This window comes from Streptomyces atratus (assembly GCF_014648655.1).
GTDB classification, from domain to species: domain Bacteria; phylum Actinomycetota; class Actinomycetes; order Streptomycetales; family Streptomycetaceae; genus Streptomyces; species Streptomyces atratus.
Map to the genome: position 1 here is coordinate 652,634 of NZ_BMRN01000001.1, position 12,518 is coordinate 665,151.

Consider the following 12,518-nt stretch of genomic DNA (forward strand, 5'->3'; position numbering starts at 1 on the left):
GGGCTACCGGGCCGTCCGGTGACAATGGGGGTATGGAGATTCTCTGGTTCCTGATCGCACTGTGCATGCTCGCCGCGGTCATCGGCCCCTTCGTGCTGCGCCGCCGCGGCGGTATCCGTCAGGTCGCTCCCGGATCTCCGGACGCCGCCGATCCGGACACCTACGGCTTCGTGCGCCAGGAGGAGCTGGACATCCGGCTGCCGGGCCCGGACCAGGATCTTCTCGATGTGCTCGATGTCGTGCAGCGTTCCCAGGACTGGCGGGCGGCTTCGCAGTTGCTGGCCGGTACGCCCAAGGAGGGCGAGGTGCGGTGGCAGCGGGTGCAGGCGTTCGCCGGCGCCGCCTCGCTGGAGCTGGCGCAGCAGCCCGGTGTCGGTGGTTCGTGGCTGCGCAAGTGGCGGGCCGATGCGCCGAAGGACGCGGGCGGTGCGGCGGTGCACGCCGAATTCCTGGTGCAGCAGGCGTGGCGTTCGTCGACCGCGGGGACGGACGACTTCCGGATCATCCTGGAGGAGGCGCGTACGGTCTGCGGCGAGGCGGCCCTGCTGGCACCGGGCGACCCCGTTCCGTACCTCGTCGAGCTGGCGGTCGCCCGTGGACTCGGTTACTCGCACGAGGAGTTCGACCGGCTCTGGGCGAAGGTGATCGACCGGGCCCCGGCGCACATGGGCGCGCACATCGCCGCGCTGCACTACTGGTGCGAGAAGTGGCACGGCTCCCGCGAGGAGGCCGACCGCTTCGCCACCACGGCCGCCGCCCGCGCCCCGCAGGGCTCACTGCTGGCCGCGCTGCCGCTCTTCGCGGTGTACGAGCATCTGCCCGAGGTCAATCTCGTGCAGGGCTTCTACCGGAGCGCGGTGGTGACCAAGGCGGTCGAGGGCGCACTGTTCGCGGTGCACGCGGCCCGCGCCGACGATCCGATGCTCGCGCACGTGCGCCATCTGCTGGTGCTGTTCCTGGTCCGGATGGAGCGCTGGTCGGAGGCGATGAACCAGCTCGTCCACATCGACGGCCATGTGGGCGCGCTGCCGTGGACCCAGAGCCCCGACCCGGCCGCCGAGTACACGGTCTACCGGGCACTGGCCGTCGCCGGCTACGAGGCGAACGGCGGCAGCCCGGCGACGCTGCCGCGGTAGTCCTGAGCCCCGGGGCCCGGCACTCGCTGTCGGCGAACGACAGAGTCCCGCCACGCGCTGCCGCGGTGGCCGCGAGCCCCGGCACCCGCTGCCGAGGCGCTGCCCGGGCGACCGCCCGACGGCCCACGGCTGCCCGGCGGCGGACCGGTGACACCGCCGGGGCAGCGGCCCGGTGACACCGGAGCGGCATAGCGGTGACGTCGGGGGCAGCGGACCGGTGACACCACCGGGGCGGTCGCCCGTCGCCCGTCGCCCGTTCTCCGGGCGACGGCCAGGGCGACACGGCCCCGGTCCCGGGCTGCCCGCATATCGCGTTGCCGCGCCCGACCGCGGGACGCCATACTCCGATTCCCCACGCGCACCACCATCACCGCCACCCGTCCCCTTCCCGTGGGGGAATCCGTCCGATGAGCCCAACTCTGCGTGCCCTCCGCGCCATTGCTCTGTTCGCCGGCTTCTACCTGCTGGGCATCCTCCTGCTCTCCGTCCTCTGCGTCCTCGACTGGGCCGCGTTCCGCTGGACGTGGATCCCCGTCGCCGTGATGGTTCTCGCACGCACCTCCGTGCTGGCGCTCCCGATCGTGCGAGGCATGTTCGTACCGCGCATACCGAAGGACGACGATGTGCGTGGACTGCACGTCGACGACACCCGGCAACCCCGGCTCTGGGCCATGGTCCGCGACCTCGCCGACCGGGTCGGCACCCGCACACCCGACGAGATCGTGCTCACCGACCAGGTGGACGCCTCGGCCGTCGAGGACACCAGGTTCCTCGGTCTGTTCGCCGGCCGACGCCGACTCCTCGTCGGGCTGCCGCTGATGGCCGGCCTGTCCGAGGCCCAGCTGCGTTCCGTGCTCGCGCACGAGATCAGCCATTTCGCCAACTCCGACACCCGCCTCACCGCAATCAACACACGCGGCCGGATCCAGACCGCCCGCACCATCACCCACTTCCAGGAGTGGGTGGGCAAGGCCGTCGCCACGGAGCGGGCACGCCAGGAGAAGAAGGCCGCCAAGGCGCTCGCCAAGGGCAAGAAGGCCAAGAAGATCGACCCGAGCGACGCCGGTACCTCGCTCCGCAGGATGGCGGCGCTGTACCAGCGGTACGCGCTTTTCTCCAGGCGCATCACTCTGTCCGACACCCGCTGCGCGGAGTTCGCGGCCGACGCCGCCGCGGTGCGGATCGCGGGCCGTGACGTGACCGCGTCCGCACTGCTCGAAACCCAGGTCCTCCTCGACATGCACGAGGACTACATGGACACCTACGCCACGCTCGGCGTGGCGGCCGGGATGCTGCCCCCGCCCGGCCAGGTCCTCGGCGGCCTACGGCATGTGCTGGCCGCGCGCAAGGACGAGCTGGAGGAGATGCGCGACTCCATGCCGTTCGAACCGTCCGCCCCTTACACGCATCCGTCGGTCACGGAACGTATCGCCCGGATCGAGGCGCTGCCGGACGACGGGCGCGCGTCGGAGCCCGTGGAACCGGCCCTGGGCCTGCTCGTCGACACCGAGCGCACGCTGGCCGCTGCCGAGGAGCAGGTGCTGACACCTCAGATGCTGCGGCTGCGCCGCGTCGACTGGCCGGACCTGGTGCACGAGTCGATGACGACATACGGGAAGTGGTCGGCGCAGAAGTTCAGCACGGCGGTCGCCGAGGTGACCGGCGGCGACGGCTCGGTGACCGACGCGCTCGACGCGCTCGACGCGGGCGCACAGTGGCAGATCGCCGACCGCCTCCCCAAGTCCGACGAGGCCCGAGCGGCGACCGGACGCGCGGCCCGCGAGTTCGCCAGGCCCAAGCTGCGCGACGGGCTGAGGCAACTGGTCGTGAGCGAGTACGTGCGGCAGGGGCGGGCCCGCTGGCGACTGTCCTGGATCGACGACGACACGTCGCTGGAGTTGCCGCGGGGCCACGAGGAGATGCTTCCGGTGGCGCTGGACGCGACGGTGGCGGATGTCCCGGACACGAAGTTGCTGCGCGAACTGCTCACCGTTCCTGGCCAGTGTGCATGAGTGAGTCCTGGACCCACCCATGTGAACCCGCCGACAGCAACTCACAACCCCCTGACCGCCTTACCCGCTTGCGACCCGGACCGGGACTTTCCATGACACCCCTGCTGCTCCTGTCGGCCGCCGCTCTGGGCGGGTACCTCTGGGCAAAGGCCCGGAAGAAGCCGTCGCAGACCGCGCGGAGCACTCCCGGCCCGCCGGAGGCCGCCGCGGAACTCGGCCTGGTACCGCCCGACGGACTCGACACCGCGGACGCCTGCGCCCCCGACCCGCGCGACGAGGAGATACGCGCCACCGTCCGCTCCGGCGACTGGCGGGCGGGCGCCGCCTTCCTCGACGAAGCGGGCCGGGACTGGCAGGAGCGATACCGGCGCGCCGCCGTCCTCCAGGACGAGGCCGCGGCCGACGACGCCTGGCTGCTGGCCTGGCGCGCCGCGCGGCCGAAGGACGCGGGTGCGGCCCTCGTGCACGCCGGTGCGTTGACCGGCGTCGCCGCGCAGGTCCACGGTACGAAGCCGACGCGGCGCCCCACGTGGGAGCAGTCCTGCGTCTTCCACCAGGTGATGGTCAGGGCCCGCGAGGCGTGCCACGAGGCCCAGGAGCTGGCGGGCGACGACCCGTGTCCGTACATCGCCGAGATCCCCTGCGCCCTGGGCCTCGTCTACGATCCCGGCGAGTGCCATGACCTGTGGGCGGAGGTCGTCGAACGCGACGCCCCCCACCTCGCGGCCCACGACGCGGTACTCCGGTACTGGTGCCACAAGTGGCCCGGCTCGCACGCGCCGGCCGCGTATTTCGCACGCGAGGCGGCGCGGCAGGGCGCCCCTGGCCGGCTGCTCTCGCTGCTCCCGCTGTACGCCGCCTTCAAGCAGGAGCGGGCCGACCGGAACGCGGATGAGGATGTGTACTACAAGAGCCCGGAGCTGATCGCCGCGGCGGACGTCTGTCTGGTCGACGTGGCCGCCGCCGTGGCGGCCGACCCCGGAGACCGGCGGATCCTCCGGGCCCGCCACATGCTCGCCTGGACGCTGTACTGGCAGGACCGGTACGAGGCGGCGGTGGAGCAGTTCCGGGCGATCGACGGCCACTTCGACGGCGGCGCCCCGTGGTCGTACTTCAGGGATCCGAAGAAGTACTACGTCCAATGCCGCGGCTACAGCGCCCGGCGGGTCGTGGAGGCGAACGGCAACTGACCGTCACGTACGCGGTGCGGACGCCGGAATCTCCGGCGCCCGCACCGCGTTGTACGGACCGTGAACGCCAGCCCCCGGAGGAGCCCCCGCATGTTCCTGCATCGCCGTACCCCCCAGCTCCCCACCGCCGAGGAGGCCCTCAAGGGCCGCCCCGCCCCCGAATTCACCGTCCCGTCCCGCCACACGGTCCTCGGCAACCCGCTGCTGGGCCCGTACCCGGAGGGTCTGGAGATTGCGGACTTCGCGCTGGGCTGTTTCTGGGGTGCCGAGCGCAAGTTCTGGCAGACGGACGGCGTCTGGACGACGCTCGTCGGCTACCAGGGCGGCTACACCGAGAACCCCGCGTACGAAGAGGTCTGCTCGGGCCTGACCGGCCACACGGAGGCGGTCAGGGTCGTATTCGACCCGAAGACCGTCTCGTACGCCGAGCTGCTGAAGCTGTTCTGGGAGTCCCACGACCCGACCCAGGGCTTCCGCCAGGGCAATGACGTGGGCACGCAGTACCGCTCGGCGATCTACACCCACTCCCCCGAGCAGGAGGCGGCAGTGGCAGCCTCCCGCGAGGCGTACCAGAAGGTCCTCACGGGCTCCGGGTACGGCGAGATCACCACGGAGATCCTCCCGGCGGAGGGCCGCACGTTCTGGCCGGCCGAGGGATACCACCAGCAGTACCTCGACAAGAACCCGGCGGGGTACTGCGGGATCGGCGGGACGGGGGTCTCCTGCCCGGTGGGGATCGCTCCAGCAGGAGAGTGACAGACGCGAAGAGTCTGCACAGTGTGAGCCCTGACCAGCTGGTGGCCAGGGCTCATCCGACGGCCCGCAGCGAGCCCCGTCCGGCATCAGGTGTCGCAGCCCGTCCGGGTTGGCGTGTCCGGCCCGCTCGGCGAGCGGGTCGGCAGTTCCTGCGCGGGCAGGTCCGACAGCAGGCCCAGGATGAAGTCCTGGGCCCGGCAACGCGGTTCGACCCGTGCGAACCGGTTCGCGATCCGGTCCATCAGAGCCTCGAATCCGGACTGCCGGCGGGCGGGGTCCACGCTGCGACCTGCTGCACATGATCAACAACAGTTCCTGGCAACGCTGTTGGGCCGACTGCTAGATTCGCCGCTCGGCCCTGTTGTCGATGGAGAGGTGACGACGTGACTGACCCCTTAGAGAGCGCAGCCCGCCCAACGCACAGCCGCAGAAGCCTGCTTACCGGCGGCATCAAGCTGGCCGCGGGGGCGGCGGTGCTCGGCGGCGGCTCGCTGCTTGCAGCAAGTCCGGCGTATGCGGCAGTACCCGATTCGCCGAAGTTCTATCTGCCGGGGGCGGGTGGCAATCCCGTCTTGCGCCAGACGCTCCATCAGCCCAACTGGGCGATGCAGTCGTTCGCCTACGACAGTGTCAACGAAAACATTTACTTCGCCCAGCACAAGGTGGGCAGCGACACCGGTGATCTGTGGCTGAGCAAGACGGACCTGTTCGGCAAAGTCCTGAGCACGATGGCCATCCACGGCTTCGGCCACGGCTCGTCGATGGGCGTGGAGACGGCCGGTGCGGGCAACTCGCCCTACATATGGATCGAAAGCCACTCGGTCAACGACGCCGGTACCCGGATCGCCCGCTTCCGCTGGGTCGATGACGGGACACTGGAGACGACGTCCTCCTCCATCTACAACCGAACCCCTACGGTCTCCAGCTTCGCCCACAGCCCGCGGCCGGCGATCGACACGCACTACGACCGCGTGCTCTTCCGCTACCACTCAGGGAGCGCCACTCGCCCCTGGCGCATCGCCGTCTTCACCCTCGCCGACGCCGTGGCCGGGCGGTTGAGCGACGGCTATCGCCTGACCGAGCGGGCGATCCCGACCAACCAGGAGCTGGGGCTGACCGACGCCGACTCCTTCCAAGGCATCACCTCCTGCGGCCGCTACGCATATCTCATCTTCGGCGGCCCGAACCGCTCCTCCTATCTCGTCACCCTCGACCTGAACGACACCGGGTCGAGCTATGTCGAGAAGTTCCTCACGAACGCCGGCGAGTCCCTCCCCGGCCGCGAGGCCCAGGGAATCGCCATCTGGCGGCTCAACGGAGCGCCCAGGCTCGCCTTCGGCTACTCCTCGAAGATCACATCGACCGAACCGGATACCTTCGAGTCAAGCGTCTTCTACAAGAGTGAGTTCTCCGCCTGACCGACGGGTGGGGCGAACGCCCGGCATCCGTCGGGATGCCGGGCGACATGACGAGATGCAGCACCTCACCCAGCCGGTGCACGACGCCGTCCACCGGCGCGACTGGTCGTTCCGGCGACGCCACCACCAAGGCCGCGCCCGCGCCTGCCACTACCAACGGCGGGCCACCACACCGGGAAGATCACGATCTACGGCTGGAGTACTGACTCCTCGTCCACCAATGGCACGCAGCGGCGGCGTTCTTCGGCGTCGTCGTGGTCGTGAACACGGCCCTGGCAAAGACCCTTCGGCGCCGCACACCGCAGCGCGGAGCGCCGGCTGCCTGACGTGACAGCGGCCCGGCCGCGGAGGGCGGCCGGGCCGGTGTGGCGTCGGATCGGCCGGATCAGATGAGCCCCTGGGCGAGCATCGCGTCCGCGACCAGTTCGAAGCCGGCGATGTTGGCACCCACCACGTAGTTGCCCGGGCTGCCGTAACGCTCCGCGACCGTGTGGCAGGAGTCGTGGATGTGGCGCATGATCTCCGCGAGCCGCTCCTCGGTGTGGGCGAACGTCCAGGAGTCGCGTGAGGCGTTCTGCTGCATCTCCAGGGCGCTGGTGGCCACGCCGCCCGCGTTGGCCGCCTTGCCGGGGGCGAAGGCGACGCCCGCGTCCTGGAGGATGCGTACGGCCTCCGGGGTGGTGGGCATGTTGGCGCCCTCGGCGACCGCCTTCACGCCGTTGCGTACGAGGGCCAGGGCGTCGGCCTCGTGGAGTTCGTTCTGGGTGGCGCAGGGCAGGGCCACATCGCAGGGGACGTTCCAGAGGCCGGTGCCGGGGACGAACCTGACGTGTTCGCCGCGGCGCTCCGCGTAGTCGGAGACGCGGCCACGGCCGGCCTCCTTGATCTCCTTGAGCAGGGCGAGGTCGATGCCCTTCTCGTCCACGACGTACCCGTCGGAGTCGGAGCAGGTCACCACGGTCGCGCCGAGCTGCTGGGCCTTCTCGATCGCGTAGATCGCGACATTGCCCGAGCCCGACACGGCGACGCGCTGGCCGTCTAGGGACTCGCCGCGGCTGCGGAGCATCTCGGCGGTGAACAGGACGCAGCCGTAGCCGGTCGCCTCGGTGCGCGCCTGGGCGCCGCCCCAGCCGAGGCCCTTTCCGGTGAGTACGCCGGACTCGTAACGGTTGGTGATCCGCTTGTACTGGCCGAACAGGTAGCCGATCTCGCGGCCGCCGACGCCGATGTCACCGGCGGGGACATCGGTGTACTCGCCGAGGTGACGGTGGAGTTCGGTCATGAACGACTGGCAGAACCGCATGATCTCGGCGTCGGAGCGGCCCTTCGGGTCGAAGTCGGCGCCGCCCTTGCCGCCGCCGATGGGCATGCCGGTGAGCGCGTTCTTGAAGATCTGCTCGAAGCCGAGGAACTTCACGATGCCGAGGTTGACCGAGGGGTGGAAGCGCAGCCCTCCCTTGTACGGTCCGAGCGAACTGCTGAACTCGACCCGGAAGCCGCGGTTCACATGGATGTCGCCGGAGTCGTCGGACCACGGCACCCGGAAGATGAGCTGGCGCTCCGGCTCGCAGATGCGCTCGATGATCCGGGCGTCCACGAACTCGGGCCGCTGTTCGAGGACCGGGCCGAGGGTCTCCAGGACCTCCCGTACCGCCTGATGGAATTCCTTCTCACCCTGGTTGCGGCGGAGAATCTCCGCGTACAGCGGCTCGATGACACTCATGTGGGTCATACCTTCCGTGGGTCGGCATCGCGCGCGTGGGTGCCCCGTCCCGGGGGCACCAGCGGTCCCCCTCCCCATTGAGGGCGTCGCCCAGACATCGCACGCTCTGCGGCTCACGGAAGCGACGTACAGAACCGTTGTGGCACATCGATTGTCCCAATGGCCCCGGAAAATCGTTCACCGCGTCCGTATTCTGGGCCGGGTCTACGACTCCGCCGGGCGGCGCAGCATCCACAGCCGCGCTCCGGACGCGAGGACGACCACGCCGGAGACGACGCTCAGCGCGATGTGCAGACCGCTGTCGTCCATGAAGAAGTTCAGGGAGACATTCGCGGCGATCGCCGCGCAGAGCACGATCCAGAGCAGTGCTTTCATGAGCTTCGCCTTCCGTTGTCGGGTGATGGATCCATTCTCCCGGCGCGTATCCGCCGTCACGAGGGACCGGTCCCCCACATCCGTGGTGTAGCCAGCTGAACCATCATGCGGTTCCAACGGTCCCGCTAGGGTTTGCGAGGTGGGGATCACCGAGAGAGCTGCGACGCGCGAGCGGGGAGACGAGCGGGTCGGCGCCCGCGTGCGCCGAGCGGTCACGGATCCGGACTCGGCGCGGTGGTGGGTGCCGGGTCTCGCGGTGCTGGTCGTCGTGCCGTTGTACCTCGTGTGGGCGCTGGTGCTGGCCACCGGCGGCGGTGATCTGGCGGCGCAGTTCGCCTGGGCCGGGTTCGCGTCCCGGCATCCGGGGTCCGCGTACAACCTCTCCTGGTACGGAGGAACGCACACCGCCAACTACAGCCTGCTGACGCCGCCGCTCATGGCGGTGTTCGGGGTGCGGGCCGTCACCGTCGCCGCCGGGCTCTGCGGGTCGTGGGCGCTGGGGCGGCTCTGTGTGCGGACCGGGGTGCGGTGGCCGGTCGCGGTCTCGGTGCTGGGGTCGTTGGTGCTCTGGTGCAATGTCGCGTCCGGGCGTACCACGTTCGCAATGGGCGTGGCGATCGGGCTGGCCGCGCTGTTGTACGTACGACACCGTGCGGGTGTCGCCGCGGGCTGCGCGGCGCTGGCGACGGCGGCGAGTCCGGTGGCGGGGCTGTTCCTGGTGGTGGCGGGTGCGGCGTACGGGCTCGACCGGCAGTGGCGGCGGGCGGCCGTGCTCCTCGTGCCGCCGTTCGTGGTGGTGGCGGCGACGACATTGCTGTTTCCGTTCACGGGCGAGCAGCCGATGGCTCCGGGGAAGTTGTGGATGCCGTTGGCCGCCTGCGCGGTCCTGTGGCTCGCGGCGCCGCGCGAGGGCGGCTGGCGGGTGGTCCGGTTCGCGAGCGTGGTGTACGCGGCCGGTGTCGTCCTGACTTTCCTGATCCCCTCGCCCATCGGGACGAATGTGGAGCGGCTGGTGGGGGTGGCCGGTCCGCCCGTGCTGCTCGCGGCGGCACCGGCCGCCCTGGCGGGCTGGGCGCGGGGCGGACTGCTGCCGCGGGTGCGGGCGGTCGTGCTCGTCGGGATGCTGGCGTTCAACACCGGCTGGCTGGTCGACAAGACCGATGACGATCTGCGGGTCTCCACCACCGTGCCCACCTGGGCGGCGCACACCGACGGTGTGGTCGCCGAGCTGCGACGGCTCGGTGCCGAACGGACCCGGGTGGAGGTCGTACCGGCCCGAAACCACCGGGAGGCGTCCGTGCTCGCGCCGCATGTGAACATGGCGCGCGGCTGGAACCGGCAGCTCGACGTGGAGCGCGGGCGGCTTTTCTACGGGGGAAAGCCGACCCCGGCGGCGTACCGCGCCTGGCTGGACCGGTGGGGCGTGGGTCTCGTGGTGCTGCACAACGGCAGGCCGGACGGCCCGGCCGTGGCGGAGGCGGAGATCGTCCGGCGCGGGACCGACTGGCTGGAGCCGGTGTGGCAGGACGCGGGGTGGCGGATCTACCGGGTGCGGGACGCCGTCCCGCTGGTCTCCGCGCCGGGCACCGTCGTACGCGGGGACGACGCCTCGCTGGTGGTACGGATGCCCGCCGCCGGATCGGTGACGGTACGGATCGCGTACTCGCCCTGGCTGCGGGCCGATGGCGGCGGGTGCGTACGGCAGGACGGCGAGTGGACGCAGCTCACGGTGGAACGGGGCGGCGAGTACCGGCTGGACTCGCACTACCGGCTGTGGCCGTCCGGGGCTTGCCGGCGGACGCTGCTCGGCAGTCAGTGGTGACGCCGAGGCCGCGGTTCAGTCGGTGACTCCGAGGTCCTGACGCATCAGTTCCCGCATCGTGTCGAGGCAGGGGTCGGCCGCTCTCAGGTCCTCCAGGGCCCGTTCGACGCTCTCGCCGTCACGGGCGAGGCCCCGGTCGAGGCGTTTGATGGCGGCGTCACCGGCGGCGAGGACCCGGTTGAGGTCGCGGGACGCCTGCAGTATCCGTTCGGGGACGATCATCTGAGCCTCGGCGTAGCGGTCGCGGTGGTCGAGGCGGGCCTCTTCGAGCTGGGCACGTTCCTGCTCGGTGTAGACGTCGTCGCGGATGCGGTGCAGGGCGTCCTTGAGGAGTGTGTGGAACTGCCGGGAGGCCCGGTTCATGGCCGTGTACTGGGCACGCCGCTCCTCGAACTTCCGCTGCTCACCGACCAGTCGGGCCTCTTCGGCGCGCTGGCGTACGGTCAGCCGCTGTGCGAGAAACGGGGAGAAGAGGGTGCCGAGCACCCCGACTACTGCGGTGATCATGGCGGTGATGGCGGCGGTCATGACTGCGAGATTAATGCGGCGTACGGGGCGGCAGGAGAGCGGTCCCGGGCACACGGTGACGGGTAATCGGACATGATGCCGTCATGACCACGTCGCCGGGGCACAGACGTAACCGAAGCTGTTCCGGGCCGGCCTTACCGGCCGTCCGCACACCGCCCGGACCGGGGTACCCGGGACCCGCCGGACCGTACGCCCATCCGGCTCTCCCGCCCGTCCCCGGGCAGCGCGCCGCGCCCCGAATCCCACCGCGCGTGGGCGACATGCGCCGCTATCTCGCCGTCGGCCTCGACTGCTACCTCTGCCTGGTCACCGGCGGCTTACTGGCCCGGCCGCATGTGCACACGGCCGGCATCCCCGAGACCGTCGGTCTGCTGCTCGGCCCGACGCTCGCGTTCTCGTTCCTCAACCAGGTGGTCCTCACCGCGATCGCCGGGGGCGGCGCGGGCAAACTGATCATGGGGATACGGGTGATCGGACTGCCCGACGCCGGGCGCCCGGGGCCCTGCCGGCTGGTGCGGCGCTGGTTGTACGGACTGTGCCGGCTGCCGCTGCAACCCTGGTACGCCCTGCGCTCGTACCTCGCGGGCCCCGGCGTCCTTGCCCTCAGCGCCTTCTGGAGCAGCGGGAACGACGATCCGGTGGGCCTGCGCCAGGTCCGCCACAGCGACCTCATCGCTCACCGGCATGCCGCAGCCGGACACCGCTGAGGCCGGGCCGCGCCACCTGCGGCAGACGTACCGGACCACCACCGACGGCCTGACCGGCCGAACCGCTGCCACCGGTCGACAGCGGGGCGCCCGCCGGACGGCCGGCGCCCCGCACGTCCTTCCTCAGGCCGCCGCGTTCTCCGTGATCGTGACCCTGCCCTTGCGAATCGTCGCCAGCCGTGGCGCACGCCGGGCGATGGCGCTGTCGTGCGTGACCATGATGAAGGTCAGGCCGTGCTCCTTCCACATGGTCTCCAGTACCTCCATGACCTCGTCGCGCATCGACTCGTCGAGGTTGCCGGTGGGTTCGTCGGCGAGCAGCACCTTCGGCTGCTTGACCAGGGCCCGCGCGATCGCCACGCGCTGCTGCTGGCCCCCGGACATCTCGCCGGGCAGATGCCCGAGCCGTTCACCGAGTCCGACGGAGTCCAGTGCCTCGGCGGCCCGCCTGCGCCGTTCGGCCGCCTTGCCGCCGAGCGGTACGAGTGCGGTCTCGACGTTCTCCTGGGCGGTGAGCGTCGGGATGAGGTTGAAGCTCTGGAAGACGAAGCCGATGTTCTGCGCGCGCACTGTGGTGAGCCTGGCCTCGCTGAGCTTCGCGAGGTCCACACCGTCGAGTTCGACGCTACCGCTCGTGGGGCGGTCGAGGCCGCCGAGCATCTGCAGCAGCGTGGACTTGCCACCGCCGGTGGGGCCCTGGATGACCAGCCGGCCGCCGTCCTCGATGGTCAGATCGACACCGTCGAGCGCGTGGACGGTGGTCTTGCCGCGCGTATAGCGCTTGGTGACGTCTCTGAGTGTGTACATGGGTCAACTCCTGCTGGAACAAAGTGGGGTGGGACGCCGGGTGG

The 12,518-nt window shown here is 70.7% G+C and carries 12 protein-coding genes; 7 read left to right on the forward strand and 5 right to left on the reverse strand.

The window, feature by feature from the left end:
• Positions 1-32 precede the first annotated feature (32 nt).
• From IEZ15_RS02870 to msrA, 4 genes are all read left to right on the forward strand, one after another.
• Positions 33-1,136, forward strand: a complete 1,104-nt coding sequence (locus IEZ15_RS02870; RefSeq protein ID WP_189273860.1) for a hypothetical protein — start codon at positions 33-35, stop codon at positions 1,134-1,136.
• 407 nt (positions 1,137-1,543) lie between these two features.
• Entirely contained in the window at positions 1,544-3,148 is a 1,605-nt protein-coding gene (locus IEZ15_RS02875) for a M48 family metallopeptidase (protein WP_189273861.1), read from the forward strand.
• 92 nt (positions 3,149-3,240) lie between these two features.
• The gene (locus tag IEZ15_RS02880; protein WP_189273862.1) at positions 3,241-4,338 is read left to right on the forward strand and encodes a hypothetical protein; all 1,098 of its coding nucleotides are present in this window, start codon (positions 3,241-3,243) and stop codon (positions 4,336-4,338) included.
• A gap of 90 nt (positions 4,339-4,428) precedes the next feature.
• Complete coding sequence (msrA, locus tag IEZ15_RS02885; protein WP_189273864.1) at positions 4,429-5,094, forward strand: peptide-methionine (S)-S-oxide reductase MsrA; 666 nt, start codon at positions 4,429-4,431, stop codon at positions 5,092-5,094.
• A gap of 86 nt (positions 5,095-5,180) precedes the next feature.
• Here the strand turns inward: msrA and IEZ15_RS02890 are convergent, their stop codons facing one another.
• Entirely contained in the window at positions 5,181-5,375 is a 195-nt protein-coding gene (locus tag IEZ15_RS02890) for a hypothetical protein (RefSeq protein WP_189273866.1), read from the reverse strand.
• 102 nt (positions 5,376-5,477) lie between these two features.
• On the opposite strand from IEZ15_RS02890, the gene IEZ15_RS02895 reads away from it, so the two are divergent.
• Positions 5,478-6,512 carry a phage baseplate protein gene (locus tag IEZ15_RS02895; RefSeq protein WP_229845698.1) on the forward strand — a complete coding sequence of 345 codons (1,035 nt, stop codon included), beginning with the start codon at positions 5,478-5,480 and terminating at the stop codon, positions 6,510-6,512.
• A 385-nt stretch (positions 6,513-6,897) separates the two neighbouring features.
• Here the strand turns inward: IEZ15_RS02895 and gdhA are convergent, their stop codons facing one another.
• The gene (gene gdhA, locus IEZ15_RS02900; protein WP_189273868.1) at positions 6,898-8,235 is read right to left on the reverse strand and encodes an NADP-specific glutamate dehydrogenase; all 1,338 of its coding nucleotides are present in this window, start codon (positions 8,233-8,235) and stop codon (positions 6,898-6,900) included.
• Positions 8,236-8,439: 204 nt separating this feature from the next.
• The gene (locus tag IEZ15_RS02905; RefSeq protein WP_189273871.1) at positions 8,440-8,610 is read right to left on the reverse strand and encodes a hypothetical protein; all 171 of its coding nucleotides are present in this window, start codon (positions 8,608-8,610) and stop codon (positions 8,440-8,442) included.
• 241 nt (positions 8,611-8,851) lie between these two features.
• Between IEZ15_RS02905 and IEZ15_RS02910 the strand changes: the two genes are divergently transcribed.
• The gene (locus IEZ15_RS02910) at positions 8,852-10,432 is read left to right on the forward strand and encodes a DUF8823 domain-containing protein (protein ID WP_189273988.1); all 1,581 of its coding nucleotides are present in this window, start codon (positions 8,852-8,854) and stop codon (positions 10,430-10,432) included.
• 15 nt (positions 10,433-10,447) lie between these two features.
• Here IEZ15_RS02910 and IEZ15_RS02915 read toward each other — a convergent pair whose 3' ends face one another.
• On the reverse strand, positions 10,448-10,960 hold the full coding sequence (locus tag IEZ15_RS02915; RefSeq protein ID WP_189273873.1) for a hypothetical protein: 513 nt from the start codon (positions 10,958-10,960) through the stop codon (positions 10,448-10,450).
• A gap of 260 nt (positions 10,961-11,220) precedes the next feature.
• Here IEZ15_RS02915 and IEZ15_RS02920 point away from each other — a divergent pair, with 260 nt between their 5' ends.
• Positions 11,221-11,667 (forward strand): RDD family protein, encoded by a 447-nt coding sequence (locus tag IEZ15_RS02920; RefSeq protein ID WP_114249264.1) that lies wholly within the window; start codon positions 11,221-11,223, stop codon positions 11,665-11,667.
• A gap of 123 nt (positions 11,668-11,790) precedes the next feature.
• Here the strand turns inward: IEZ15_RS02920 and IEZ15_RS02925 are convergent, their stop codons facing one another.
• Positions 11,791-12,474: an ABC transporter ATP-binding protein gene (locus tag IEZ15_RS02925; protein ID WP_114246319.1), complete on the reverse strand. Its 684-nt coding sequence runs from the start codon at positions 12,472-12,474 to the stop codon at positions 11,791-11,793.
• Positions 12,475-12,518: the final 44 nt, after the last annotated feature.

Coding starts and splice junctions, on each gene's coding strand:
- IEZ15_RS02880 (WP_189273862.1), top strand. CDS start 3,241: ATGACACCCCTGCTGCTCCTGTCGGCCGCCGCTCTGGGCGGGTACCTC.
- IEZ15_RS02915 (WP_189273873.1), bottom strand. CDS start 10,960: ATGACCGCCGCCATCACCGCCATGATCACCGCAGTAGTCGGGGTGCTC.
- IEZ15_RS02870 (WP_189273860.1), top strand. CDS start 33: ATGGAGATTCTCTGGTTCCTGATCGCACTGTGCATGCTCGCCGCGGTC.
- IEZ15_RS02875 (WP_189273861.1), top strand. CDS start 1,544: ATGAGCCCAACTCTGCGTGCCCTCCGCGCCATTGCTCTGTTCGCCGGC.
- msrA (WP_189273864.1), top strand. CDS start 4,429: ATGTTCCTGCATCGCCGTACCCCCCAGCTCCCCACCGCCGAGGAGGCC.
- IEZ15_RS02905 (WP_189273871.1), bottom strand. CDS start 8,610: ATGAAAGCACTGCTCTGGATCGTGCTCTGCGCGGCGATCGCCGCGAAT.
- IEZ15_RS02925 (WP_114246319.1), bottom strand. CDS start 12,474: ATGTACACACTCAGAGACGTCACCAAGCGCTATACGCGCGGCAAGACC.
- IEZ15_RS02920 (WP_114249264.1), top strand. CDS start 11,221: ATGCGCCGCTATCTCGCCGTCGGCCTCGACTGCTACCTCTGCCTGGTC.
- gdhA (WP_189273868.1), bottom strand. CDS start 8,235: ATGAGTGTCATCGAGCCGCTGTACGCGGAGATTCTCCGCCGCAACCAG.